This is a genomic window from Calothrix sp. PCC 6303 (genome assembly GCF_000317435.1).
Classification (GTDB): Bacteria; Cyanobacteriota; Cyanobacteriia; order Cyanobacteriales; family Nostocaceae; genus PCC-6303.
In genome coordinates this window covers 2,755,633-2,780,439 of the sequence record NC_019751.1, presented here as the reverse complement: position 1 = coordinate 2,780,439, position 24,807 = coordinate 2,755,633, and the positions used below count along the sequence as shown (strand labels likewise).

The 24,807-nt window shown below is 41.5% G+C and carries 24 protein-coding genes and 1 pseudogene; 4 read left to right on the top strand and 21 right to left on the bottom strand.

Translation table 11 applies throughout. The features are described 5' to 3' along the window. Positions 1-95: 95 nt before the first annotated feature. The 14 genes from CAL6303_RS11310 to CAL6303_RS30725 form a co-directional block, all read right to left on the bottom strand. Complete coding sequence (locus CAL6303_RS11310) at positions 96-869, bottom strand: hypothetical protein (RefSeq protein WP_015197985.1); 774 nt, start codon at positions 867-869, stop codon at positions 96-98. Positions 870-875: 6 nt separating this feature from the next. Further along, complete coding sequence (locus tag CAL6303_RS31080; RefSeq protein WP_015197984.1) at positions 876-1,331, bottom strand: hypothetical protein; 456 nt, start codon at positions 1,329-1,331, stop codon at positions 876-878. 23 nt (positions 1,332-1,354) lie between these two features. Continuing rightward, positions 1,355-2,218, bottom strand: coding sequence for a hypothetical protein (locus tag CAL6303_RS11300; RefSeq protein WP_015197983.1), 864 nt, complete (start codon positions 2,216-2,218; stop codon positions 1,355-1,357). Beyond that, entirely contained in the window at positions 2,176-2,493 is a 318-nt protein-coding gene (locus tag CAL6303_RS11295; protein ID WP_144051034.1) for a hypothetical protein, read from the bottom strand. The genes CAL6303_RS11300 and CAL6303_RS11295 overlap by 43 nt, the downstream gene beginning before the upstream one ends. Before the next feature lie 144 nt (positions 2,494-2,637). Then, complete coding sequence (locus CAL6303_RS11290) at positions 2,638-3,330, bottom strand: hypothetical protein (protein WP_015197981.1); 693 nt, start codon at positions 3,328-3,330, stop codon at positions 2,638-2,640. Between the two features lie 72 nt (positions 3,331-3,402). Next, positions 3,403-4,800, bottom strand: coding sequence for a hypothetical protein (locus tag CAL6303_RS11285; RefSeq protein ID WP_015197980.1), 1,398 nt, complete (start codon positions 4,798-4,800; stop codon positions 3,403-3,405). Continuing rightward, a complete protein-coding gene (locus CAL6303_RS11280) occupies positions 4,790-5,728 on the bottom strand; it encodes a hypothetical protein (RefSeq protein WP_015197979.1) in 939 nt (312 codons plus the stop codon). Before CAL6303_RS11280 ends, CAL6303_RS11285 begins: the two co-directional genes overlap by 11 nt. Continuing rightward, positions 5,670-6,005 carry a hypothetical protein gene (locus tag CAL6303_RS11275; protein ID WP_041739422.1) on the bottom strand — a complete coding sequence of 112 codons (336 nt, stop codon included), beginning with the start codon at positions 6,003-6,005 and terminating at the stop codon, positions 5,670-5,672. Before CAL6303_RS11275 ends, CAL6303_RS11280 begins: the two co-directional genes overlap by 59 nt. A gap of 17 nt (positions 6,006-6,022) precedes the next feature. Further along, positions 6,023-6,649, bottom strand: a complete 627-nt coding sequence (locus CAL6303_RS11270; RefSeq protein ID WP_015197978.1) for a hypothetical protein — start codon at positions 6,647-6,649, stop codon at positions 6,023-6,025. After that, positions 6,618-7,007 carry a hypothetical protein gene (locus CAL6303_RS11265; protein WP_015197977.1) on the bottom strand — a complete coding sequence of 130 codons (390 nt, stop codon included), beginning with the start codon at positions 7,005-7,007 and terminating at the stop codon, positions 6,618-6,620. Before CAL6303_RS11265 ends, CAL6303_RS11270 begins: the two co-directional genes overlap by 32 nt. 250 nt (positions 7,008-7,257) lie before the next feature. Then, entirely contained in the window at positions 7,258-8,007 is a 750-nt protein-coding gene (locus tag CAL6303_RS11260; protein WP_041740451.1) for a Uma2 family endonuclease, read from the bottom strand. A 162-nt stretch (positions 8,008-8,169) separates the two neighbouring features. Continuing rightward, positions 8,170-8,550, bottom strand: coding sequence for a hypothetical protein (locus CAL6303_RS11255; protein ID WP_015197975.1), 381 nt, complete (start codon positions 8,548-8,550; stop codon positions 8,170-8,172). After that, the gene (locus CAL6303_RS11250) at positions 8,534-9,082 is read right to left on the bottom strand and encodes a hypothetical protein (protein WP_015197974.1); all 549 of its coding nucleotides are present in this window, start codon (positions 9,080-9,082) and stop codon (positions 8,534-8,536) included. The genes CAL6303_RS11255 and CAL6303_RS11250 overlap by 17 nt, the downstream gene beginning before the upstream one ends. Before the next feature lie 190 nt (positions 9,083-9,272). Next, entirely contained in the window at positions 9,273-9,818 is a 546-nt protein-coding gene (locus CAL6303_RS30725) for a hypothetical protein (RefSeq protein WP_015197973.1), read from the bottom strand. A 300-nt stretch (positions 9,819-10,118) separates the two neighbouring features. Between CAL6303_RS30725 and CAL6303_RS11240 the strand changes: the two genes are divergently transcribed. The 3 genes from CAL6303_RS11240 to amrS all read left to right on the top strand — a co-directional run bounded on the left by CAL6303_RS11240 (position 10,119) and on the right by amrS (position 15,080). Further along, a complete protein-coding gene (locus CAL6303_RS11240) occupies positions 10,119-10,472 on the top strand; it encodes a helix-turn-helix domain-containing protein (protein WP_015197972.1) in 354 nt (117 codons plus the stop codon). A 304-nt stretch (positions 10,473-10,776) separates the two neighbouring features. After that, the gene (locus tag CAL6303_RS11235) at positions 10,777-13,764 is read left to right on the top strand and encodes a plasmid replication protein, CyRepA1 family (protein ID WP_015197971.1); all 2,988 of its coding nucleotides are present in this window, start codon (positions 10,777-10,779) and stop codon (positions 13,762-13,764) included. A 200-nt stretch (positions 13,765-13,964) separates the two neighbouring features. Further along, positions 13,965-15,080 carry an AmmeMemoRadiSam system radical SAM enzyme gene (amrS, locus tag CAL6303_RS11230; protein WP_015197970.1) on the top strand — a complete coding sequence of 372 codons (1,116 nt, stop codon included), beginning with the start codon at positions 13,965-13,967 and terminating at the stop codon, positions 15,078-15,080. 1,344 nt (positions 15,081-16,424) lie between these two features. Here the strand turns inward: amrS and CAL6303_RS31075 are convergent. From CAL6303_RS31075 to CAL6303_RS29135, 3 genes and pseudogenes are all read right to left on the bottom strand, one after another. Beyond that, a pseudogene (locus tag CAL6303_RS31075) lies at positions 16,425-16,850 on the bottom strand (Clp protease N-terminal domain-containing protein); the annotation flags it as partial. A 20-nt stretch (positions 16,851-16,870) separates the two neighbouring features. Next, a complete protein-coding gene (locus CAL6303_RS11220) occupies positions 16,871-18,520 on the bottom strand; it encodes a hypothetical protein (RefSeq protein ID WP_015197968.1) in 1,650 nt (549 codons plus the stop codon). Between the two features lie 254 nt (positions 18,521-18,774). Further along, the gene (locus tag CAL6303_RS29135) at positions 18,775-20,289 is read right to left on the bottom strand and encodes a formylglycine-generating enzyme family protein (RefSeq protein ID WP_015197967.1); all 1,515 of its coding nucleotides are present in this window, start codon (positions 20,287-20,289) and stop codon (positions 18,775-18,777) included. A 40-nt stretch (positions 20,290-20,329) separates the two neighbouring features. Here CAL6303_RS29135 and CAL6303_RS30295 point away from each other — a divergent pair, with 40 nt between their 5' ends. After that, positions 20,330-20,467 (top strand): hypothetical protein, encoded by a 138-nt coding sequence (locus CAL6303_RS30295; protein WP_158333143.1) that lies wholly within the window; start codon positions 20,330-20,332, stop codon positions 20,465-20,467. 181 nt (positions 20,468-20,648) lie between these two features. Here CAL6303_RS30295 and CAL6303_RS29130 read toward each other — a convergent pair whose 3' ends face one another. From CAL6303_RS29130 to CAL6303_RS11195, 4 genes are all read right to left on the bottom strand, one after another. Continuing rightward, positions 20,649-22,175 (bottom strand): formylglycine-generating enzyme family protein, encoded by a 1,527-nt coding sequence (locus CAL6303_RS29130; RefSeq protein ID WP_015197966.1) that lies wholly within the window; start codon positions 22,173-22,175, stop codon positions 20,649-20,651. Then, complete coding sequence (locus tag CAL6303_RS11205) at positions 22,172-22,456, bottom strand: hypothetical protein (RefSeq protein WP_015197965.1); 285 nt, start codon at positions 22,454-22,456, stop codon at positions 22,172-22,174. The genes CAL6303_RS29130 and CAL6303_RS11205 overlap by 4 nt, the downstream gene beginning before the upstream one ends. Before the next feature lie 170 nt (positions 22,457-22,626). Beyond that, positions 22,627-23,403 (bottom strand): hypothetical protein, encoded by a 777-nt coding sequence (locus CAL6303_RS11200; protein ID WP_015197964.1) that lies wholly within the window; start codon positions 23,401-23,403, stop codon positions 22,627-22,629. Positions 23,404-23,477: 74 nt separating this feature from the next. Next, entirely contained in the window at positions 23,478-24,650 is a 1,173-nt protein-coding gene (locus tag CAL6303_RS11195; RefSeq protein WP_015197963.1) for an AAA family ATPase, read from the bottom strand. Between the last annotated feature and the right edge of the window lie 157 nt (positions 24,651-24,807).

The window sequence follows — 24,807 nt, the reverse complement described above, 5'->3', positions numbered from 1 at the left end:
AATTCAGTCAAATAAGTAAGATTTTCTTAACTTACCTATATTATATAATCATTTCACTGCTGTGTTACTATTATTAGTTATTTTGATGAATAAATTCATTTAATATTTCTTGCCAAAACTTGATTAATAGCATCTAATCTTCGTTTTTGATCTAAAGCAATACAATTCCATCGCCAACGCTCTGAGAACATTGAATATTGTTGTAGTCTCGTATTATAGTAAGTATTTTTGGGATTAGCGCAAATCGAAAACAAACCCACTCGTGAATTACCAGCTTCTAATTCCCCACCGCTTCTACGAAAAGCCTCAACTCTAGCCCATAAAATAGCTTCTTTTCCTTTTAATCCTTTATTTTGAGCATCAGCATATTTCTTTGGAAAAGCATCAGAAACACGAGGAGATGCTTGATTCCACTGGTCTAAATTATTGATGAATGCTTCAATATTCTGTTCTGGATTTACCCCAGCCGCTTGAGTTTTTCTAACTAATCTAGGAATGCGGCTTCTAGTTCTTGTTAAGCATCCAGCATCTGCATTTACTAAGTTTGTACCACCCCGACCTTGGTCGCTACAGAATCCGCGATTGACCTTGCGATTTCCAGGGTCAACATGATAGTAATACAACGAAGTTTTTCGTCCGTCAACTTGACAATTACCCTCTGCCGCGCATATTGCTAGCACACCGACAGAAGAATTATTAGCGAACAAACTATTGAGATTTTCTGAATATGAAGTGCTGAATTCTGAGATATTGTCGATGCTATCTGTCACTAAACTAATCGCTGGTCTACTAATAGCGAAGGCAGAAACACTTATTAATAATAAAAAGTTAGATATATCCCAGTTTTTCCCCAATTTATTGAAATACATCACGACCTAATAGAATAATAAATAAAAAATTATTGCACCCATAATTAATGTTATATATATTGGGAAAGCAGAAGCGATCGCTAATCCCAATACAAGCAAAATTAACCGTTTAACTAAAAGAGGTAGGCTACACCACAAATGAAGAAATTTCTGGATTAAATTAGGTTGCCAAGGAGCTTTAGCTTTCATATTTCCACCATGAATTAGCCAATGAGCAAACGGGCATAATGGAAGTACATCTTTCCATAATTCTTCTTGACCTAAATGTCGATATCCAACTCCTGTATGATGGATGTTATATTTCCCATATTTCTTGGATGAATATCTTCCAATTCTTACCCAAGGAAACATCGAGCATCTGTAATGACATCGCTTGAGCCAGTTATAATGTTTGCTCCTCCAAGCATTGCTATTCATGTACGAGTAATAATCATTTGGGGAAAGATATTTCTTCACTCTCATTGAGAATTTACCTCTTCAAAATCCTAAAAATTTAATTCTTTGGCTGGGATAAAACTTGTTGAAAATGTGAAACTTTTATTATTTTTGTAATCCACATCTTTTTGTAGAAAACTCATAAACTCTTGATGTCCTTTGGATGTGCGTCCCACAGGACATCCTGCGCTTGCACTATCAACTAACTTTTGGTCGCTGGCACTGTGCTGATTTGCTCCGATTTGGGAATGTTCTTTTTGATCCCCCTCATCCAGCTTGCCATTACGATTTTTGTCCCGAATAATATCGACTGGTGCAACTTGAACTAATGCCAATTCACGGTTTTTATGTTTGCCAATTCGCCACGCTTTGTAATGTCCCGGTACTTGTATTTGTGCGGTTCCCTGAGAATTCATCGGCTGCTTGGTGTAATGGCTTCCCGGTTCTATAGATGCTTCCCACGCTCCAACTAAACGCGGAGTGGGGTTAACTTCAACCAAAAACCTGGAATCGTTGAATCGGTTGGGTGCATTGTCGTTTTGTATACCATTTGGAAACATGCCTTGGACGTAGAAAATGTTGTACTTTCCTTGTCCTGTGCGAATTTCCCAGTTTTGCTTTTTGGCGTAATCTACGAGTACAGCAGCAATATTTGAACTGGATTGTGGTTTATTGGAATTTGCGAAGAAATTAATACCAGCAATGCGATTGAGTTGGAGCTTAGTTTCAACCCATTGGTTGATTCCAGGGTGTGCGATCGCAGCAGCCATCAACAAAGACAAACCAAAACACAAAGCACGTCCCCTAGCTTGAGCAACAAGGTTATGACGGGCTATCTCTTCGTTAGCTTTTAATTCTTGGTATTGAACCTCTATCGGGAGGTGTCTGAGTAATTCGTTGGCTCGAAGTGACATTTAGCACCTGTTTTATAACTATCTAACAGGGTTTGGCAATTGTTTGATTTATCTGGTGAAAAAGTCTGCTGGGGGGATTCTCCCCCCAGAGAACTTTTGAACCCGGAGGGTGAGTTCAACTTTTTTGTATTAGAAACAGACTCAGAGCGAATCAATTTTTCCAAATCAGAGCGAATATCAGCAGTCAGGGTTGAAATTTGAGGTCGTAAATCTGGAACAAAAGCGAACGAACCATATCCGGGACTCGCCATATCAAGAATAAAAACAACAAACATAGCGCTCGTAATTAAAAAACTTGATGCAGGAATCTTCACCCAAAAGGAGTGAGGGAGAGCAGAAGGGGAGAAGTAGGAAAATTCTTCAAATGCCTCCCCCTCTCTCCCCCTGTCCATATCCCCCCCTCTTCTTCTGTGCATTTTTTACTTCCTCCGCACAGACTGATAGCTGCCATCACCAGTCCAATTAGTCAACGGTAAAGTAGTAGTTGGTTGCTGCTGTCGTCTTACTGTAACTGGTGATTGTTGCCAATTATCGGAATCAACTGTTTGGAAGCGCACTGCCCTATCCAAACTATCCCCTGCACCGTTGGCAACTTGACCAACACCACTCCAAACTCCTGAAGCAACTGGTTTTCCCGCGTTGACAACACCGTGTCCAAATCTGACTGCGGTTGGTGCATTCTGAGGTAATTGTCGGGGGTTGCGAGTGGCAATCACTCCACCCAGGAAAAATTGAGCCACCCATCCACCAACTACTAAAGTTCCTATACCCATGCTCCAGAATGCAAACGATCGCCAAGGACGGAATGGATTAGTATGACTAGCAACTGTACCTAAAGTCCCAATTGCAGCACTGGCTCCATTCTCCATTGCTGGAGTAACACCACGGCTGTAATTTTTTCCCCAATCATAAGCACCTCTGGCATAACCTCCAGCACGGTAAGCACGCTCGTTCCAACGGTTATTGTGGGAATGTCTGCCACCTTCGCCATAGTTGTAGTCATCATCAAATTCTTCTCTACCAACGTAATTTGCATCTACAACGTTGGTGTCCAAATAATGCCTGGAACTTGCTTGTGGTAAATGTGTTCCTCTTAATTGTTTTCTGACCATGTGTACTCCTAATAAATTAGTCAGAGCATCCGCAGGTTCGCCACTCCTGCGCTTGAGTTAAGGCAACCGATGCTAATTCTCATCTTCTAATCCCCAGATATCCTCTTGTTCAATCAATTTTTGGCGAAATTGCTCAGTATCAATTGGGGTATCCTCGATCAGATTTTGCTTGGAGGGTGGCAGGTACAAAAACTGGGGACAGTATTTTTGAGCAAGCTCGATGTAGTTGTATTTGTCCTTGCCGTCTAACCGAGTTGCAGGTGGTCCTTGCATCCAGTTAGGAATATCGATTCGTTGCTTTTGGCGATCGCCTCCATCGGGACGAATCAAATATCCCCATCCTGCACATCGCTTGTTGCCCTCAATATTCCTATCGGTAATAGCCTGTGCATACAACCAAACTATTGCATCTTTAATGGTTTCCGATTTCCCAGCCAAAGCCTTTGCACCACCGAGCATTGCTTGGGTATCACCATGACTGGCGAAGGATACGGACATATTCGCTTGTCTTAAAAATTGCACAACAGCTTCCCAGAATTTGGGCATTACAGTCGAATCAATAGCATCGATTTCACTTGAATAATTGGACATTTCGTCCAGGGCAAGGTTCAAATGGTAGTCCTCGAAGGGTTCGTATTCCTTTGTTTCATCGCCAGCTTCCGCAATTCTCCAAAACGCAATACGAGTAAATTCGCGGATAGCGTTGGTTGCTTCGAGAAAATTGTAACCCCGTCCAAAAACCTTAATTCCTTTCCAATGCTGACCTTTGGCGAAAGGGTTGACCATCCATACCAAATGACCAAGTTTGATATGTTCAGCAATTAAATAACCAAGTTTAGAGGTTTTACCACTTCCCTTTTCCTTGCCAACAATACCCACTGTGTTTTCGTAAACGAGCGATCGCACTGAAGCATATTTATCTTCAGAATTGGCTTGCGCTTGAAATTGGCTGACAGCATCTATCTTCTCGTTAGGTAAATTCAAGGGGAATCCACCTGTTTGGTAGAAATTTGGAGTTTGTTTTGGAGCCTTAAAATTATTTGGTTGTTTGCTTTCCTCGTCGCTCAATTGCTCTTGCTTATATGGGATGCCATGCTTGCGATCGCCCGAAGGTGAACGCTTCAAACCATCGCTCTGTATATCAGAAATGGGTTGAGAATTATTTGAGAAATAACCTGTATTGGGAATAAAATTTTCTCCAGCAGGTAATAAAAGTTGTGGTCGATTGCGATCGCGTTTCTTACTGGCTAATTCCCAAAAGACTAAACTTGAGGTTCCGAATATAGCGATCGCACTCCCCCCAAATCGTAAAAAAGACTTGGCTGGTTCTGGCATTTCCACTTCCACAGTTTGTTGTTGAGTCGAATATGGGGTTGCTGATTGTTGGATCGTATTGGTACTAAAACTACTGGTAAACATCCAACCTCCCAACAACAAAGGAATGGGAGCAAAAATTAGTTTATTTGTCATTCTTCCCTCCTGTTGCTTTCGGTGAGGGCTTTGGAATTGCCGGAATTGGTTCAGGTTGGTATTGTTGATAATCAGAAATTTCTGCCTCCGAAGGACTTGCTTTATTCCCAAACCAATCGGTTTTTTCCAATTCCGATGCAACTGGACTTAATCCTTTTATACGCAAAGCTTCTAGTCTCACAGCTTTGACTTCAGATAGAATTTTGCGGATATTTTGAGCCACTGTGACCAAATCAAATCTTTGTGTGGTTTCCCTTCTGCTGTTAGAAATAATGTTCAATTTAGTCAAACCACTGGCAGCTAATTCAGCAGAATCAATTGGAATTGTCACCCACAAACCTGTACTGGGGTCAACATATTTTAATTGAGCTTCTTTCCCAGATGCTCCCAAATTAATCCGCTTTAATGCTTCAATTTCTGAACTGTAATTAATGACTTCCTCATGTTGGTTGTATGCAGGATTTTGGGGATTATTAAGACTTGCAATAACGCGATTGCGATATCTTGCTCCAGCTTCTAATGTTGCTGCTTGCAATAAACCAGGGTTACTAACCAAGCCTGAACCATTATCATCGCGGGTAAGATATTCTCTGAAATTACTATCAGTTTGCTCCAGATTTTGGGATTTTTGTAGCAGTGCTTGTTGTGCTTCTTGTTCTGGGGTTAGTTCTGGGTTTTTCTGGCTAGTTAGAGTTGTTGCGATCGCACCAATTAAAACCGAAATCACCGTTGCCACAAATATCGATACCAACCAAGGATTAGTTAGTAAGGAATCCAAACTCCCCGATTTGATGATGTCGATTAGTCTTGATGTTGCAGCACGTCCTTGTGTTTGCCCAAGCGGATTCGGCACCCAGACTTCATCAAAATCATCGAGGTTTTGTTGATTGTTTTGATAGTTTGACGGTGGATGTTGGGATTGCATCATTCCTCAAAATCTCCTTTCTGTAGTGCCGAAGAATTACTGCTGCGAAAATACTTCCTAAAATAACCCCACCAATCCCAGCAGCCATAATCTTGAGAAAAACAGGTTTGGGAGGGGATGCGATCGCAACTGCAATCGTTACAACAGTGCTTGTTGTTGTTATTCCTCCCACCGTTGCGACTACTCCACCTTCGGTCATGAAATTGGTGATTACTTGGCGATCGCTCATTACAGCATGATTTATTTTAGGTGTGAGCGATTGTACAACTTGATTTGCCAACTTTGGGACAGCATCAACTATTTCTTCTGCGAAGGGGACTGTGATGTATTCGTTTTTTCCGCTGATGGTAGGGATGCTTGCTTGGATGCTGCCAATATCGGGTGTTCCCCTTTTCCCCAATTCACCGAAGTTCCCAAAAAATTGCGTTCAAACTCCGCTTCAATATCTCCAAAAACGTTATCAAAACCACCAACTGTTTGATTTTGATGAATTTCAGATTCTCCCACACCGTTCATAATCAAATCTTGAGTTTGACGTAGGAAAGCTTCTCGAAATAGCGCATAACCAACTTGAGAAATTGACTCCGATTTAAGAAGTAATTGGTACAAATCGAAATGGTAACTGCCAGGATTTAGTTGTTGGGAGTCAACACCAATTCTTTGCTGGAAAAACTCATTCAAATTGAACCTATTACCCATTACTTGCTGTTGGGTTTGGGCTTCACTTTTCAAATTCAACAATTCTTGAATACCCTCAGCAATACTCACACTCTTTTCTTTACAAGCTGCAATGAACGCCTTTACCTTGAGGAAGCTTTCATTGCTAATTGAGTTATCGGCGACCGCAATATCTAAAACTTGACAAATTGCTTTGCAATCGGAAATTGAAATTTCAAGCTGCTGCACTGCTGTTGACAGATTCATTGCTTTGTTCCTCTTTTAATTTTTCAATTAGAATTTTGACGAAAAAATAGTCTTGCTCCTCTAGCGTTAAAAACTCAGTCAGAAATTTATACAACTCAGTGCGTCTAACTTCTCGCACGTATAATTTCAAGCCTCCCCTACAGACTACTTCTTCTAGATAGTCTTCTTGGCTGACTCTGAGAAATTGATTTGCTACATAAAAACAAGCCAATAATTCTAAATCGAGGCAACTAAAAAAGCTTCTTCGTTTGGGGATTTTAATATCGGCAAAACGACACCAGTTCCGAATTGTCGTGGTACTGACAGAAACTTCTTGAGCTAAGGATGATTGGGTATAAAGCCTTTGTACATATCTCATGAATGAAACTACAAGTTCTTTTAAATATGACCTTCTGTTGAAATGAACAGACTGTTCTATTGAGTTACAATCTGTGCTGGATTCACAACACTTTTATTAAACAATCAATTGTCATATTTAATGTAAATATTCTCGTAAATTTTCGGTGATTGGTATCTGATTGCCAAGCAAAATAAAAGCACCAAAGCTAAAAACTTTGATGCATTTCTTATTCTGACTTCTGAATTCTTCTTTATTTATTTATCAATTACTAATTATTAGGTAAATTATCAGGGTCGATACCAAGAGAACGTAGATATTGTGCTAACTGTTCAGCTCGTTCTTGTTCTATTTCTGCTCGTTTTTGTTCGTTCTGTGCCCTTTGGGTTTCTTGTTGGGCAATTTCGTCTGCCATTAAATAGCGATCGCCTTGTTCGTTATACCAAGATAAAAATTCCTGTTGAATTCCACCAATAACACCTTGATGTCTTCCAATTCCTAAACCTATTTCTGGCATCCATAATGGTTCGCCAATTTGTAATCGATAATTATTATCTATTAATTTGTAAACTTCAAATGGTTGATGTCTATCGCGCAACCAAAATTCTGGATTATAAATAATGTAGTAAAGTACGCCAAGTTTGCGATATATTTCTAATTTTTCGTCGTATTCGTCCCCTGGAGTGTGGGATACCATTTCTAAGGCTAATATCGGTACTACCTCATTTTCTTCCCAAACAGCATAGCTTCGGCGGGATTTTCCACCTTTTTTACGTTCCACTCCCAAACTCAAAAATGCATCTGGAACTACGGGTACTCTCGGATTAACCCCTGTGGTGTGGTAGATTGCCATATCTACACCAAAATACCAATCTGTGCGGTCAGCCCAAATCGAAGTTAGCAGGAATAGTAAAATGTTGGGGAGAAAATTTTGGTCCTCGTTATCCACAGGTATATCATCCGAACAGGCTAATTCTTCGGTGCTGGGTAGTATTACCGTTTTTGGTTTATCTGACAGCATAGCTGACACAGGTTGGTACTTTATCTCTATATTATAGATGACTGGTGATTCTGACATATTAATTAATAAGTGAAAATCAAAATATACTCAGCTTGATATTTAGAGCGATCGCTTGAGTTGAAATATTTTTCATCTCGTGAGGATTAACTAATAAATTGAGATTTAATCGTTAATTATTTTCAAATATCCCTGTAATTGGAAAATCAGATGAAAGCATCTTAATAATATTCCCACAGAATAATGATATGGTTTCCCATAAAACCACCCTTCAATAGTTCTCTCATTATAACCAGTTAAAAATGAAAGCGTTACAGTGCAAGCCTTCATATAACCATGGGGGTTCCGTTCGCCTGGATTTGGTAGTTCTACATCTGGGTGAATAATTGGTATCCAAAATAGACACCATTCTTCTGGTGCCATTGGTATTAATAGTTCAAAAAATACTCGTTGGTGATGATATCTTTGTCTTTCACACAAAATGAATCTTGCCAACCAACGAGGAATTTGAACAGTCTCTTCGTGTGTTTTATCGGGAGATTGCATCTTGTCTATGGCTGGGTAACATTGAGTTTTGTGTTGTGGTGGAATTACCTGAAGACAACTTAGCTAAACGAGACTGAATATTGCTAATTATTCCCGCCCAATCTGCATTTTTATCCCATTCACTACGAATTCTGTTTTTTGTTATTGCATCATAAATTCGGCAAAACACAACATTTTCCTCGCCAGGAGTCGCGGCAATAATCAGAGGTTTGGAAAAGTTATCAACTTGGGATGCCGCTAAGAGAAATGTTTTTGCAAAATTTGTTTCTATCCCAGTTCTGATAACATAAATTTCATCTGATGCGATAACAATATCTAACTTCATATTGTCCTTGCCCTTAAACTCTTTGCTCGTCAATCGTAGATTTTGTAAATATCCTGTTAATCCTCTTTGTTGTACGGGAATTGTTTGATTATTGTTGATATCGTACTGATACCAAAGAAAGAGTTCGCCACTCAATTCCCCATTTTTGACATACAAAAATATTGGTTCTGGCGGATTACACAGTCCTAACTTAATTTCAGAATTCATGATTTTACTCCACGTTTTATTAGTAATTATTTGATAGCAAATAAGTTTTATGTACTCAACTTTTACTTACTATCAACCAACTTTTAAATTTAGAGACATAGCAATTTTCTACAGCGATGCCTTTGGCAACCATCTTGGATGGTATTGCTCATATAACTAACTTGCAAAAATTGCTATATTTTTATTACTTTCAAGTCTTGTAATATTTGGCTTTACTAGATTTTTGCTGCCTTTTAAGCAGTAAAGTTAAGTAATTGACAGCTTTTTTAAGAACTTCTAAGTATTTGAAATAAATGCGTAGAATGAAATTTGCAGCGAAAGCGACTTGTCTCGATTTTCGGGTTTGTTTGGAAACAAATACTGGTAAAGCAATGCGATGGTGGTAGCCACTCCTTACCCTCTGGGAACACCTACGGGGAACAGAAGTATCGCTATTAACTGCGCCAATTGCTTCTTTTTGATGGGGAAGCGTTCCTTGCTTGAAGTGCCAGGTAATGTAGTTGTAGCAAATTGCCCAAGTATTTGCTCTATGGACTTCTAAACCATTGATGATTACCATCCAAGGTTGAGTAATGAAATCTTCATCGTTGTAGATAATGCGAGCGATCGCTCTCTCACCAGCGTAAATCTCGTGTTCCTCAAAAGAGATTTCTACAGCTTTAATTTCGCTGAGGCTTTGGAGCGATTGTGAGTGATGGTTTTCAAGTGGTTGCCGCGTACCCGTCACATACGTCATAATATAGACTCCTATTAAGGAAAAGTTCCAAAAGGCGATGCTCTCAAGGGAGCCGCCTAAAAGGCGATCGCACGAGTTTCTCAGGCTGTGGGCGATCGCCTTTTGTTATTGGATTGGCTCGTTTCTAATTCGCATACTACCTACAGTAGCACAACTTAAAAGAGTATATATGAGCTAAATACAATTTTTCTATTACGATTAGTAATGCTACTCTTGGTAAGTATTTATATTACTTATAGATACACACGCCAGAGATTACCAACTATAAGTAGTGCTACCTTAAGGAGTAAGAGTTAGGAAATGCCTGTGCTTGTAAAATTGAAGAATACTAGAGAAGCTAAAGGTTTCTCCCAAAATGAGCTAGCAAGAAGGACTGGCTATAGCTTGCAAAATATTCAAAAAATTGAGCAAGGTCGAGCTGCATCAATCACTTTTGATGCTCTCGGTCGATTTTGCAAGGTACTTGAGTGCCAACCTGGAGATATTTTGGAATGGCAGCCAGATGATATTGGTGACAAAATTCATTTACCATCAACAAATGACGAAATTGGCTTAACTGTTTTAGAGGAAATAGAAGTAAAAAGTAATCCACCAAAACGCAATAAAAATCAAGCCCACATGATTATCATTGATGCCAATATAGATGTGGCATAAAGATATCAATCTCCATAATTGCTGGTTATAATTGACCTTTTTTATTGGATATATCTGCGAAAAACGCAGATATCAGTAATTAGTATCAGTGCAACAAAGAATTTTAACGACGGCATTAGTTTATATGTTGTTACATTTCCATGCGTCTACAAGAGCAGAACGTATGGGTAAGCATGTTAACGATTTGCCTTTATAAGCAACACAAATAATAGTGAACAGCTTTGAAGTGCGGTATCTCTACATTTGCCGCTCCATTGTCATGCGTCTACGTATCAAAACTTAGCTATAAAATTTGGAGGGGAATATGAACGCGAACGACTTACGTCACGCAAGCTCCGCAAAGCGACTCCTGGGGAGTATCACTATCTCATACGTAGAATCCCAACACTTTCAAGAATGGCTCGATAGTGAAGTCGATCGAGAAATCATAAATCTCAACGTTAAATCTCTCGAAGGTAGAACACCATACGAGTATTTGATTTACAGCCCAAAAATATCACGCCGTAACGATGGAAGGCTCAGAGACGGTGATTTAACAAAATATCGCCACATCGAACACGGTGGCTGGTGGTGTAACGGGATTGACCCACTCAATGACTATAATCCCATGATGTGGGGATGCTTTAAGCCAGATAGACCTAGACGTGATAGGAATAAAATACACAAGTATATTAAGTATGAGCATCCCTACAAGGAGGCAACGCGAGCATTTTTCTTGCAAGTGCCACTAAAAACTTGGAGACTGATTTCAAGATACTCTGGAATAGAAATACCATACGAAGATTTAGAAAATCCACAGGGCTTTTGGCATTGGGTTTGGCGACGAAATGTACCATTGGTAATTGTCGAGGGAGTAAAGAAAGCGGCTTGTTTGTTAACTGCTGGCTATGCGGCAATCGCAATCCCTGGAGTTAATTCTGGATACCGCACTCCTAAAGATGAAGAGGGGAATATTACAGGGAAACCTTTTTTAATCCCTGACTTAAAGCACTTTGCAACTGAAGATAGACGGATTGACATTTGCTTCGATTGCGACAAGAAACCAGAAACAATGCAGCATGTCAGAACTGCAATTAAACGCATGGGGAAATTACTTGCGATGGACAAATGCAAGGTTCAAGTTATCGAATTACCTGGACCAGAGAAGGGTGTTGATGATTTTGTAGTTGCCCAGGGAGAAGATGCATTTAACATGCTTTACCACAAAGCTGAAACCCTTGATATTTGGCAGGTTAACTTGTTTACGCTGTTGACTTATCAGCCTGCAATTGAGTGCGATCGCGTCTTCCTTGGACATATCCAAATCCCAGACACAGAAAAACTCATTGTTCTGAAATCAGCAAAAGGAACTGGTAAAACGGAATGGTTGACAGGTGAAGTTGCGAAGGCACACGAGCAAAATAGGAGAGTGCTAATTATTACTCACAGAATTCAACTTGGAGAAGCTTTATGTAACCGTTTTGGAGTCAACTATGTAACCGAAGTCAGAGATTCTGAAACAGGAGACTTATTAGGTTATGGAGTCTGTATAGACTCTCTCCACCAACAAAGCCAAGCCCGATTCAATCCTAATGATTGGTATAACGATACCGTCATCATTGATGAGTGTGACCAAGTATTCTGGCACTTACTCAACTCTGGAACCGAGGTAGCAAAACGTCGGGTTTCTGTCCTCAAAAACCTCAAGTTGCTAATCCAAAATGTCTTGAGCAGTCCACAAGGAAAGATTTATCTGGCAAGTGCGGATGTATCTGATTGTGATGTGGATTACGTACTTTCCTTAACTGGGGAAATTAAAGTTAAACCATTTGCAATTCTTAACAATTACCAACCCCAATCTGGAAATTGTTACAACTACGAAGGCAGTAATCCCAAAGACTTAATCGCTGCGCTGGATAGATCAATTCCCGAAGGTGGGCATCATTTACTGTGCTGTTCTGCCCAAAAAGTGAAATCAAAATGGGGAACGCAGGCTTTAGAAGAACGATTTCGGCGCAAATTCCCAGATTTACGCATACTGAGAATCGACAGCGAATCTGTTTCTGAGCCGTCACATCCTGCTTTTGGTTGCATCGCTCATCTCAATGAAATTCTTACCAAATACGATTTGGTTATCGCTTCCCCAAGTCTAGAAACTGGGGTATCAATTGACATCAAGGGTCATTTTTCCGCAGTGTGGGGAATATTCCAAGGTGTACAGTCTGCAAACTCAGTACGGCAGATGTTAGCGAGATTGCGGGAGACTGTTGACCGTCACATTTGGGTGAGAGGTTGTGGTATGGGCTTTGTGGGAAATGGTTCTACATCAATGGGTTCACTGTTGGCAAGTCAACACGCTGCGACGAGAACGAATATTGCTTTGTTATCCCAAGCTGACAACGCTGATTACAGCATCGATGAGAATTTTCAACCCGAATCTCTACAAAGCTGGGCGAAACGGGCTTGTGTGATTAATACCCAAATGCGGTGCTATCGAGAGTTCGTGCTGCAAGGTTTGCTTGAAGATGGTTATCGGGTGATTGATGCAGAGGATATTAAGGAGGAGGAGAGTCAGGGGGTTTTTGAGTCGGTAAAAGCCGCATCCCAGGAATTGTATAGGGAGGAGTGTAATGCGATCGCACAATCCGAAACCATCTCTGACACTGAATTTAAGAAGTTACAGGACAAAAAAGCCAAAACCAAAACCGAGCGATACCAAGAACGTAAAGCGTCTTTGAAAGAGCGTTATGGCATTGATGTGACACCTGAACTTGTCCATAAAGATGATGACGGTTACTACCCTCAATTGCGGTTGCATTACTTTTTGACCTTGGGACGGGAAAATCTTGTCTCTCGTGATTCTAAGAGGGCTAAATCACAAATCGAAGAGGGCGATCGCGCTATGTGGAAGCCTGATTTTAACCGTGGACAGTTATTGCCTGCTGTGCTGATATTGGAGGAATTGAATATTCGTCATTTTCTTACACCGGGGATAATGTTTCGCGGTTCCGATGTGGAGTTGCAGAATTTGAAGGCTTTGGCTGTGAAGCATCGATATTTTATCCGCGACTATTTGGGGATTTCTGTTTCTGAGGGGATGAGTGAGGTTGCGATCGCACAAACACTACTCAGCAAGTTGGGATTGAAGTTAATCTACGTTGGCAGGATAGGGAGTAGGGGAAAGCGGGAAAGGGTTTACCAGTTTATTGAACCGAAAGATGAGCGGGACATGGTTTACCAAGCATGGCAAAATCGTGTGGTCACTGTAGCTTGCGTCTTGGCTTCTCGAAGTGTTGCTGGTGTCCAGCAGTGATAAGTATAGTATTTATGAACTATTGATTTGGACACAACCCACAGGTAATTTCCCAATTATCCAGGGGTGGGTTGATTATTCCAGTTGACGGAGAAATGGCGAGAAATTGAATGAGTGCCATCGCTCTCCCAATTTAGAGATTATTGCATCACTCAAATCGACTGTCCTTATGGAAGACAACTTTTTGTTTTTAATATTGCGTGTTTGTTGCGGATGACTATTGCTTTACCCTCACAGACGCTACAATCGCAGTCATCGAGATAAATTTCGTTAAGGAATTTAAGGCATTGGTGGTAGGAAAGCTGAAAGAAGCTATGCTTTATCAAAAAAAGCAGGATGGACGTGTTTTTTGTCAATTGTGTCCCCATTACTGCTTGATTGATAGAGGCAAGCGGGGCATTTGTCAGGTAAGAGAAAATCAAGATGGGTTACTTTATTCTATGGTTTTTGGTCGTACCGTAACTCAAAATGTAGATGGGGTTGAGAAGAAACCTTTATTTCACTTTTATCCTGGCTCAAGCACCTATTCTTTAGCAACGGCTGGCTGCAATTTTCATTGTCAGTACTGTACTAATTGGCAAGTTTCCCAAATGTCGGCAGAAGAGTTTATTGAGCTTGGTGTTGGAGCTAGTCCCGAACAAATTGTCAATGCGGCTCTGGAGTCAGGTTGTAGAAGTATTGCCTATACTTATGTTGAGCCAACTATCTTTTTTGAATATGTCCATGAAATTGCTAGTTTGGCTCACAGTAATGGACTTTTGAATGTCTTTAAAACTAATGGTTTTATGACCCCAGAAATGTTACAGATGTGTCAGCCTTATTTAGATGCGGCTAATGTAGATTTAAAAGCATTTCAAGATAAAAGTTATCAGAAATTTGGGGGACGTTTACAACCTGTTCTTGATAGTCTCAAATTGATGAAGTCTTTTGGCATTTGGCTAGAGATAACCACAGTCATTATTCCTGGAATTAATGATGAGCCACAGGAATTAGCAGATATAGCTGGATTTATTGTTCAGGAATTGGGGGTGGATACACCTTGGCATATTACGCGATTTTTTCCGGCTTACAAAATGGAAAATGTGCCACCTACACCCCTTGAAACCTTGTACAAAGCTCGTGATATTGGGTTAGAGCAAGGATTAAAATATATATATTTTGGTAATTTTTTAGGACAGGGAAATCAAGATACGAATTGTCCTGATTGTGGAACCGTTTTGATTCAACGTCGTGGTTTTGAATTCATCAAAAATCAGATGCAGAGTCACCAATGTCCTGCTTGTGAAACGTTAATTCCTGGTGTTGGTTTGTCCTAATAGTTTAATAGTTTATGCCATCAAGTATCCTAGAATTTGACCTAACTCTGTTGTTTGTTCCATATTGATGCATGAATATCTTTCGCATAAGTTGGCAACAGCTGGTTGTACTGGCATAGAAGGATATTGTACAAATAACCCTCGTAGTCCTGGGATGGGGGATATTTTTGCATCAGCGCCAAACCAAGGATGAGTTAGCAGTAAAATAATTGGTTCGAGTCCACTTTCGTCTTTGAGGTTAGTTCGGATCGCATTAGCTAGCTTTAAACTTCTCACCTCATTTACTGGTGATATTGCTCGATGTGTCCAAATTTCAACTAAATTCTCTGGATTCTCAAGTTGCAATATTTGTTCTTGCTCTTCTCCTGTGGTGATGAGAACTACGGGTACATCTGCTTGCTGTAAAAAGTTAGCTACAGCAAATGCAGATATGCGGGTAATGGCTTCAATCGCACCAAAAGTTGGGGGACTAATATCTAACAGCAGAACTGTAGGACGCATTTGTGGAGGTTCTGCGAGTTCGCGGGTACGAAATAATAATTCTCCCCGTTGGTAACGGTAGTTAAGTACTTGTTCGGGTAGGGCTAATTGACTGGGAAGTAAGGAAATCCAATCAGTGCGGCTAGATGTTTCCACACCACTGACTTGACCTCGTTCTGCGCCAGGAGCGTTACCTATTGAGTGTCCTGTATGGTTGCTGAAACAAACGCGCACCCCTAACAATTGACGTTGTAGGGAACTTAAAGCTGGTAAATTGGGGATACGGGAAAGTAAACGTAGAGGTAAAGCAGGTTCAGATGCAACAGCTTGCTCACCGATAATTGTCAGTAAACATAGCAACTGTTCATCTATGAGTTTAGCTGCTTCCTGCAATAGAGATATGGGGGGAGGTGGGGCTTGTGGTTCAATGACTTCTCCTTTTAAAGCAGCTTGGAGAGCGTTGTTAATTTCTCTGGGAGATATGCCTGATGGGGGTTCCCAGTCGGGAAAGGGAATTTTATGCAGTAGTAGGGCAACTAGTCCGATGCGAGCAGGTCTAGACCAATTTAGGGCGATTAATCCAGAAATTGCGGTTTCTTTTGCCAGTTGTGCAAGGGAATTATCTACGGGTTGACCACCTGTGAGGTTGAGGAGGTCTTGGATTAGGGATAACGGGGGATAAATGCCCAATCGATGCATTTGTGCTAGGGATGTGGGGAGAAGACGGAGATGGCTGGGTAAGGGAGAAATTTTAGTAGATAAATCTTTTTGGACTTGACATCCTACAGTTAGTGCTTGTCGAGTAATATAATTATGAATAATTTTTTCCTGTTCGGGATTTTGAGATTGGCTGTTGTCATTTTTCAGCATCTGCATGATTTGAGTCTGAACTTTTGATAGGTCAACACCCAATATTTCTAATACCTGAACAGCTACACCTTCCCCTTCTCTAATCAATCCTAGAAGTAGATGTTCTGGTGTAATATCAGAAGCTCCAAGTCGATCGGCTTGTTGTACAGATAATTCCAGAACTCTCTTTGCTCTATGAGTAAAAGGAATATCTACTCCTACAACGTCTGAACCACGACCAATTATTCTCTCAACTTCAATTCGAGCATCTTTAAGATCGACACCCACCGATGTCAGTATTTGAGACGCAATACTTTTTTCTTCCCCAATTAAACCTAGTAGGATTTGCTCTGTGCCAACAAAATTATGCCCTAGACGGCGTGCCTCTTCTTGAGCAAGCATCATTACCTTTATTGCTTTGTCTGTAAAGCGCTCGAACATTTTGCTTGACTACTCCCTACTCACTTCTCACCCGCCACAATCCTTTCATACAACCTACCTGCCTGTCCCGAATAACCCCCTTTTTCTAACAAAGTTGCTGCTTTCACCAAATCCCCCTTTAATTCTGCTTGTTGTGCTTGTTCCAAAAGTCCGACTCCCTCAAGACTTTCAACTTGTTTAGGTTTTTTGAAAATATTTAGTATTCCCTTCTTACTTTCCTGCTTCTGTAACTGTGGAGAAATGCTATTGAGTAATTTTTTGCCTTGTGGAGATAGTCCTTCTTGAATTTTTGGTGCATCTCCTACCCACAAAGCCCAAGCTGGGGTCATTTGTGCTGTGTTGAAGCGATAGGTTTGGTTGCGAGCTACTGCAACTGCTGTTTGGGAATTGAGATGAAAACGTTGCTGACGGGCTGCGTCGGGTAGGGAAGGGTAGAAATCTTTGCCTAGTTCTAGATATAAGGCACCGGGACCAATGCAAACTAGAGGAATACCCAAGGGGATTTGTGCGGGTAAGCCTCCGGGAGCGGTTAACAAGTGGTATCCGGCTCCTGGTAAGATAAACGCCATTTCTCCTATTGGTCGCCCCATAAGTAAATTACGCAGCCAAGATAGTTCGGTATCATCTAGCAGGACTGCATCAACTTGCCTACCTGTTCCGGGACGAGGAACCAGTTGTACAGGTATGGGTTTTGGTGGTTGAGCGTTGTTAAAGGGAGGAGATTGGGCTGGGGGAAGTTGAGGTGCATCTAATAGCAATGAACCGTCAATTTGATTACCAGTTGTCATAATTCGCCAGCTACCGACATCTGCGGTTCCTAGTACCCAAATTTCATTTTCGGGAATCATTGGCTCAATTAAACTAGGAGCTAAGGAGAGACGCTGACGTACATCAACTAATATTTTGCCTCTCTCGGTATCTGTGGAGGAAGTTGCAACTGTTGTATAAGGTAAGCAGGTTAAACGCTGGACTAAGGCAGGGGAAATAGTCCGGTTTCCTGTTGCTCGTATTTGTATCAGTAAAACTCCGGAACCTTTTTGTTGTTTATTTTGTTGTTTATCTTGTTGCTTATTATGTAATGGTTGTTGTAAGGCTGGTGTGAGGGTGACATCTAAACCCAAAGCTGTTGCACGGCTTAAAATCCAGCGTCCGAGAGAACCAGGGGTGATAACATCAACAACTGTAGCTCCGTAATAACGACTGGGGGGAAGGCTGGCTGATGCGAGTAATTCTGCTAAATCGACAATTGCCCAGTTGCTAACATCTAATTTTTCTGTATTAGATCCCTTTGGGGGTAAATCTCCCGATATAGATAATGGTATCCAGTGCTGATTTTGACGGGTGAAGGGACGACCTCCGACTGTCCAAATTAGGGGAGCGATTCGTTCATGAGTAACGGCTATTTCTGCCCACCATGTTCCCTGGGGAGTGCGACGAACGGCGGCTGTTTCTGATAACCTGGAACCAAAAACCGAGCCGAGAAAACCTAGAACACTAGTAGCGCTGCGAAAATACCCACCCGTTGATGTCTCTGGTGCAGGTTGGGGAGTAGGTATTTTTGATGAAGGTGCTGGGGTTTGCTCTGGTTGTTTTTCGGGAATGTTTGACTCTGGTGTTGGCTTTTCCTCTGGGGTTAAGCGCCGAATCGTGAACTTGGGTGGGTCTGACATTTCTAATAACAAATATGAGACATTTTTCTACTTTTGCCAGGGGATTGCTTCAACTAGCTTCTATTTACGAATAATTTTATACCTTTATTCTAGTATTGCTTCATTATTCTCTGTTTTTGATTGTTACATACCCCGTGCTGTTTTTGTATTCCATTTACGTAGGTTATAGTCAAAAATACTGCAATAAGTCGATTTTTCAAAAAAAATTTTTCAAGAAGGGCAAAAGGGCAAAGAGGGGAAGAAGGAAAAAAGGGCTAAGTCCTCCCAACCACACAAACTACTCGAAAACCAACATTACGGATGATGAGGTCGCGCGTATAATAGTTGAGGCGGTACGAAGAACGACAAATCCTAGGATCGAGGTCCCACGAGCCACCATGCAAAGAAGAATAATTGTCATTCCCATTCTCCCGCCATACGCTTCCATCCTTTGGCGCTCCCTTATAGTCATCATGCCAAGGGTCTGCACACCATTCATAAACATTCCCATGCATATCGTATAATCCAAAGCTATTAGGGGGAAAACTCCCGACTGGTGTGGTTTCTTCTCGATATTCCCCTACTGGCTCCTCTGCATAGGTATATTCGTTAGCTCTATAATTAGCTAATTCGCTGGTTATTGTCTCCCCATAATGAAATGGTGTGGTAGTTCCGGCTCGACATGCATATTCCCATTCGGCTTCGCTGGGTAATCTATATTCCTTTCTCGTTGCTTTTGATAACCGCGCACAAAATTCTACTGCATCGTACCAAGATACACACTCTACTGGGTGATTCTCTCCTTTAAATCTAGACGGCTCTGGGTTTAAATCTCGATCAATTTTCGGCAATTTCGCCACCGCTTGCCATTGCGCTTGCGTTACTTGATATTTCCCCATGTAGAACGGTTGCACTGTCACTTGATGTTGGGGTTTTTCCCAATCATTACTATCTTTCTCATCCTCTGGTGAACCCATCATGAAGTTTCCCCCTGGGATATACACCATTTCTAATTCAATCCCATTTTCTAGGGTTTCGATGAAGTACCTGGCTTTGTGCCATACTCGTTTAATTATTTCTCCCTTGCGGTTAACTGTTACCACTTTAAATTCGTAGCTTGGTTCTTCTGCTGCTGCTTCTTCTTTCGGTATTCCCGTCGCATCTCCCATCGTCGCAATTGCCCATATTTCCCATTCTTTGCAGACGTTGGGTAACTTGGCTCGATAGCCTGTGGCGTATACTAGGGCAGTTAAATCTGGTCTTTTGATAACTTCTGCTATTCTTAATCCCCAGGTGTATAAATGCCTCTGGGATGGGGTAACTAGTTTCAATATTTGGTTTAGTTGTTCTCGCAGGATTAAAGCACTTTCTCGTTTTTTGGCACTGATTGCGTGACAACGAGCGGTGATTAGTTCTATTTCTAATGCTTGTATTTCCGTTTGCGGGATAAAGTTACTTAATTCCACTTTGGTGCGATATACCTGCTTTAAACTATCTGACCATATCCAAGCTGCTTGTAGGGTTTCTCCCGCTTGTAACCAACTATTTGCTGCCGCTTCCGGTTCGTCACCAATTAGGTAACACTCGGCTGCTTTTGCCCAATTTTGAGCTTGTTCGTAACATTGGGCTGCTTTTTGCCAGTTTTCTTGTTCTTCGTAGATTTGCGCTGCTTGGTGATATTCCCCTAGTTGTTCCCACACTCGACATGCATCTGCGAACCATCCCGCTTTCATGTAGCATTGGGCGGCTTTTTGCAGTAGTTGGATTGCTTCCTCTGGGGTTGGGTTCATGCAGATTGGGAAATTTCACTCAATAATATTATCTTGATTTATGCTGATATTTTGTTTTAATCAAAGCGATCGCATTCCCGAAACTAACCATCACCCAAAGGCGATCGCACTCCCTAAAACCCACCATCATACAAAAACGATCGCACCCCAAAAACCAACTATCACCCAAAGGCGATAACTTCGTTTAGCTACGCGATCGCATCCCAAAAACAACCATCACCCAAAAGTGATCGCACTCCCAAAACATCTCGATTTTTGCGAGAAAACTATTTTTCTCCATTTATTTTTTAAAGTCGATTTTTCAAAAAAAAATTTTTAAGAAGGGCAAAAGGGCAAAGAGGGGAAGAAGAGAAAAAGGGCTAAGTCCTCCCAACCACACACACCACACGAAAACCCACATAACCGCTGAAGTTGACGCGCGTACCATAATTGAGGCGGTACCCAGAGCGGCAATACCAAGAATTGAAGTTCCACGAACCGCCCCGCAGAAGAGGAGAACGATTATCATTACCATTATCTCGCCACACACTGCCATCCTTTGGCGCTCCCTCGTAATTATCATGCCAAGGGTCTGCACACCATTCATACACATTCCCATGCATGTCGTATAAGCCAAAGGCGTTAGGGGGGAAACTACCAACAGGAGTGGTTTGTTGTCGATATTTCCCTACTGTTTCCTCTGCGTAGGTATCACGATGTGCAGCATAATTAGCTAATTGGCTGGTTATTGTCTCTCCATAGTGAAACGGTGTGGTGGTTCCGGCTCGACAAGCATATTCCCATTCCCCTTCGCTGGGTAATCTATATTCCTTTCCTGTGGCTTTTGATAACCGCCCACAAAATTCTACTGCATCGTACCAAGATACACACTCTACTGGGCGATTCTCTCCTTTAAATCTAGATGGCTCTGGATTTAAATCTCGCTCGATTTTTGGCAATTTCGCCACTGCTTGCCATTGGGCTTGGGTTACTTGGTATTTCCCCATGTAAAAGGCTTGCACTACCACTTGATGCTGAGGTACTTCCTTCCCTTGACTCCAGTCTGATTTTTTCTCCGTATCTGGTGTACCCATGATGAAGTTTCCCCCTGGGATATACACCATTTCTAATTCAATCCCCTCTGCTAAGGGTTCACGGAAATATCTCGCTTTGTGCCATACTCGGTTGATTATTTCTCCCTTGCGGTTTACGGTGACTACTTCAAATTCATAGCTTGCTTCTTCTTCTACTGCTTCTTCCTTCGGTATTCCTGTTGCATCTCCCATTGTTGCAAGTGCCCATATTTCCCATTCTTTGCATACGTTGGGTAATTTGGCTCTATAACCTGTCGCGTACATCAACGCTGTTAAATCTGGTCTTCTGATTACTTCTGCTATTCTTAATCCCCAGGTGTATAGGTGTCTGTTGGATGGGGTGACTAGTTTCAGGATTTGGTTTAGTTGTTCTCTCAGGATTAAGGCACTTTCTCGTTTTTTCCCACTGCTTGCGTGACAACGGGCTGTGATTAGTTCTATTTCTAATGCTTGTATTTCCGTTTGCGGGATAAAATTTATTAATTCCCCTTTGGTGCGATATACCTGCTGTAAACTATCTGCCCATATCCAGGCTGCTTGTAGGGTTTCTCCCGCTTGTAACCAACTATTGGCTGCTGCTTCCCCATCCTCACACATTAAATAACAATGGGCTGCTTTTGCCCAATTTTGAGCTTGTTCGTAACATTGGGCTGCTTTTTGCCAGTTTTCTTGTTGTTCGTAACATTGAGCGGCTTGTTGGTAATCTCCAAGCTGTTCCCATACTCGACATGCGTCTGCGAACCATCCCGCTTTCATGTAACATTGGGCGGCTTTTTGTAGTAGTTGGATTGCTTCTTCTGGGGTTGGGTTCACTCGGCTTGTCTTTGTCGTTGTTCTTGTTTTTCCGAATCGCTTAAAGGCTCATCAATTTGTGGTTGTTCGGGAATTGGTTGAGTATGCACTGGAACATCATGGGAAGGTGCTTCTGTAATTCGGGGATTACGCTCAATAATATTACCCAATTCCGCAGCAATGCGATCGTGTTCGCCGTTGTGTTCGGCTTCTGGTAAACGCATAGTTCCTTCATCGCTGACTTCAAATATTTCCACCTCACCAGTCAATTGATTAAACCGAAATCTGACTTTGGCATCCATAAGTTTGTTATTTGTTATTTGTATTTATTATTTGTAGGACTTACGCACTCGTTACAAAGAAATAAGCTTTTGAGATTGCTTCTTTACGTCGCAATGACGTAAATAGGTAGTCCGTGCATAAGTCCTGATTTGTATTTCTTATTTCTTTCTCCTGCTTTCCTACAGTTGTCCTATTCCCGCAGATTAAACTCAATATCAATAATGTTACCGTCTTCACTGCACTGGATATTATCCGCCCCATTGCGTCTAGCATAGGCAAGAATTGCATCTCGATAAGCCCTTGCCAAAACTTGATTAAAAGCCTGACGACAACGCACCCCGACAGTATCGAGATGTTGCCTTGCTTGGGCTGAAAGGGCTGCTTGGCGTTGTGCTGCTTGTTGTTGTAACTCTAGTTCTGCTTGGGTACGAGCTGCGGCTTCAATATCAGATGCGGCTTGGGCTTCTGCCTCATTTCCCATTCGTTCAATCTGGGAGCGGGCAATTTCGTCTAACTCTCGCTGGGCTGCTGTTTGTGCTTCTCTTTGAGCCACTTCTTCGGTACGCCCACCCCAACCATCGTCATAATATCTACCTTCAGCTTCGGTAGATATAGCAGTATTTAATGAGCCTTCTATAGTTCTGGCTGCTTGTGCAGATACCTGTATTTCGTCTGATAAGGTAGCGACTATTTCCAAAGCTTGCTCGTCTACAAGGTAAAGAACATAACCTCCTTCCACATCATAGCGATATCCTTCTCCAACTTCTGTCCAGCCAGAGTTTTCATCTGCCAATGCTGATTCTAGGGCTTTTAAGGCTGGGACACCCAAGGTAGAATCAAGGGGTTGACGTACTCGTGCCTCACCAGTCACTTGTCCTTGTAATTCAACTGTGCGGGAAACTTCCCTTTGCCAAGCTTCGTTTAATTGCCTGGTGGCTGTAACTCGAATACGTCTAGGATTACACATGATGTTAGTTATCAGTTATCAGTTAGCAGTTATCAGTCTTTCTTTTTGCCTTGTCCTTTCTCTATACTTTTTACTTAACTCCTTACTTCTAATAGTTGTAATCCCTGCTGAATGACTGTTTCAACTCGTTTGCGGGCATCTATATCTTGGGGATGGTTGCTGATTAGTTCTTGTCTAAGTTTGTTAAGTGCCATCAGGTGAGCGCCGACTGCAGATTCTGAGGATAACAGGGGTTCTTGGGCTGCTATTGTCTCTAAATCCATGATAATTTCTGCTACAGGTCGGGATATTTCCACGGATTCAATACCCGCTTCTTCAAGGTGTGTATTTAAAACTGTTTTGAGAACGTCTGCTTCTTCTCGTTGCTCCCAAAGGTGAAATAAACACCAAAAATCGGCAATTTCGGCTGATTCTGCACCACGTAATAAAGTTGCCCCAGCAATTAATTTTAATCCCTTGACGACTCGACGATCGGAAAAATCAATGCCTTCGGCTCGCAATTCTCGCACTAATTTCCCATATTCCGGTCGAACACGAGTTAAATTAACTTCCGCTAATCTTGTATGCAGATGGAGAATATCGTTAAGTTTTACAGTTGCCAATTCTTTACTGGGAACCTGATTTGCCATTGCTCGTTTAGCCGCTTCAATTCGCTCCCGTTCTAACTCCCAACCTTGTTCCAAAAGTTCATCAATTTGGTTATCTTCTACTTTATTGACCTCCAAACGTAGCACAAATCGATCGGCAAAGGCACTTAAGGCTGGGTCATCGGGTAAGTTGTTAGAAGCACCAATTAAACAAATTAATGGCACGGGTTGACGTTGGGAACCGTTGTAAAATCTGCGTTCGTTGAGGATGGTTAAGAGGGAATTTAAGATAGCGCTGCTACCTTGGAATACTTCGTCAAGAAAGACAATTTGTGCTTCTGGGAGCATACCTTGGGTACAAATATGATAAGTACCCTGCTGGAAGGCTGCAACATCCAAAGGACCAAAAAGTTCCGTTGGTTCGGTAAAGCGAGTTAATAAGTAAGAAAATTCTTGAGCGTCAATCAGATTGGTATAGCGGTTGATAATTGCCGTTTTAGCGGTTCCAGGAGAACCAATTAGTAATAAATGCTCTTGACAAACTGTAGCTAATACCAATAAGTCAATTGCCTGATCTCGCCCTGTGAATAAACCCTTAAGATTGCGTTTAACACTGTTTAGGCGTTTGATAGTATTTTGGACATCCTGCGACCAAGCCATAGTTTAGTTAGTTATAAATTTTACTGTTTATAGGAATGATAATAAGTAGAAAAGCTGGATTAATTCAACTCAATTACGCTTGTTTAGATGATTTTATACTAAGTTGCCTTCAAAGGCTGATAGTCGATTTTTCAAAAAAAAATTTTTAAAGAAGGGC

What these genes read in the sequence shown, in the direction of transcription:
- CAL6303_RS11205 (WP_015197965.1), bottom strand. Translation starts at nt 22,456, where the DNA reads ATGGATGCCAAAGTCAGATTTCGGTTTAATCAATTGACTGGTGAGGTG.
- CAL6303_RS11270 (WP_015197978.1), bottom strand. Translation starts at nt 6,649, where the DNA reads ATGAATCTGTCAACAGCAGTGCAGCAGCTTGAAATTTCAATTTCCGAT.
- CAL6303_RS11220 (WP_015197968.1), bottom strand. Translation starts at nt 18,520, where the DNA reads ATGTCAGACCCACCCAAGTTCACGATTCGGCGCTTAACCCCAGAGGAA.
- CAL6303_RS29135 (WP_015197967.1), bottom strand. Translation starts at nt 20,289, where the DNA reads ATGAACCCAACCCCAGAGGAAGCAATCCAACTACTGCAAAAAGCCGCC.
- CAL6303_RS11195 (WP_015197963.1), bottom strand. Translation starts at nt 24,650, where the DNA reads ATGGCTTGGTCGCAGGATGTCCAAAATACTATCAAACGCCTAAACAGT.
- CAL6303_RS11200 (WP_015197964.1), bottom strand. Translation starts at nt 23,403, where the DNA reads ATGTGTAATCCTAGACGTATTCGAGTTACAGCCACCAGGCAATTAAAC.
- CAL6303_RS11255 (WP_015197975.1), bottom strand. Translation starts at nt 8,550, where the DNA reads ATGCAATCTCCCGATAAAACACACGAAGAGACTGTTCAAATTCCTCGT.
- CAL6303_RS30725 (WP_015197973.1), bottom strand. Translation starts at nt 9,818, where the DNA reads ATGACGTATGTGACGGGTACGCGGCAACCACTTGAAAACCATCACTCA.
- CAL6303_RS11240 (WP_015197972.1), top strand. Translation starts at nt 10,119, where the DNA reads ATGCCTGTGCTTGTAAAATTGAAGAATACTAGAGAAGCTAAAGGTTTC.
- CAL6303_RS31080 (WP_015197984.1), bottom strand. Translation starts at nt 1,331, where the DNA reads ATGAGAGTGAAGAAATATCTTTCCCCAAATGATTATTACTCGTACATG.
- CAL6303_RS11260 (WP_041740451.1), bottom strand. Translation starts at nt 8,007, where the DNA reads ATGCTGTCAGATAAACCAAAAACGGTAATACTACCCAGCACCGAAGAA.
- CAL6303_RS11280 (WP_015197979.1), bottom strand. Translation starts at nt 5,728, where the DNA reads ATGATGCAATCCCAACATCCACCGTCAAACTATCAAAACAATCAACAA.
- CAL6303_RS11295 (WP_144051034.1), bottom strand. Translation starts at nt 2,493, where the DNA reads ATGTTTGTTGTTTTTATTCTTGATATGGCGAGTCCCGGATATGGTTCG.
- CAL6303_RS30295 (WP_158333143.1), top strand. Translation starts at nt 20,330, where the DNA reads ATGCTGATATTTTGTTTTAATCAAAGCGATCGCATTCCCGAAACTAAC.
- CAL6303_RS11310 (WP_015197985.1), bottom strand. Translation starts at nt 869, where the DNA reads ATGTATTTCAATAAATTGGGGAAAAACTGGGATATATCTAACTTTTTA.
- CAL6303_RS11250 (WP_015197974.1), bottom strand. Translation starts at nt 9,082, where the DNA reads ATGAATTCTGAAATTAAGTTAGGACTGTGTAATCCGCCAGAACCAATA.
- CAL6303_RS11285 (WP_015197980.1), bottom strand. Translation starts at nt 4,800, where the DNA reads ATGACAAATAAACTAATTTTTGCTCCCATTCCTTTGTTGTTGGGAGGT.
- CAL6303_RS11265 (WP_015197977.1), bottom strand. Translation starts at nt 7,007, where the DNA reads ATGAGATATGTACAAAGGCTTTATACCCAATCATCCTTAGCTCAAGAA.
- CAL6303_RS11300 (WP_015197983.1), bottom strand. Translation starts at nt 2,218, where the DNA reads ATGTCACTTCGAGCCAACGAATTACTCAGACACCTCCCGATAGAGGTT.
- CAL6303_RS11235 (WP_015197971.1), top strand. Translation starts at nt 10,777, where the DNA reads ATGAACGCGAACGACTTACGTCACGCAAGCTCCGCAAAGCGACTCCTG.
- CAL6303_RS11290 (WP_015197981.1), bottom strand. Translation starts at nt 3,330, where the DNA reads ATGGTCAGAAAACAATTAAGAGGAACACATTTACCACAAGCAAGTTCC.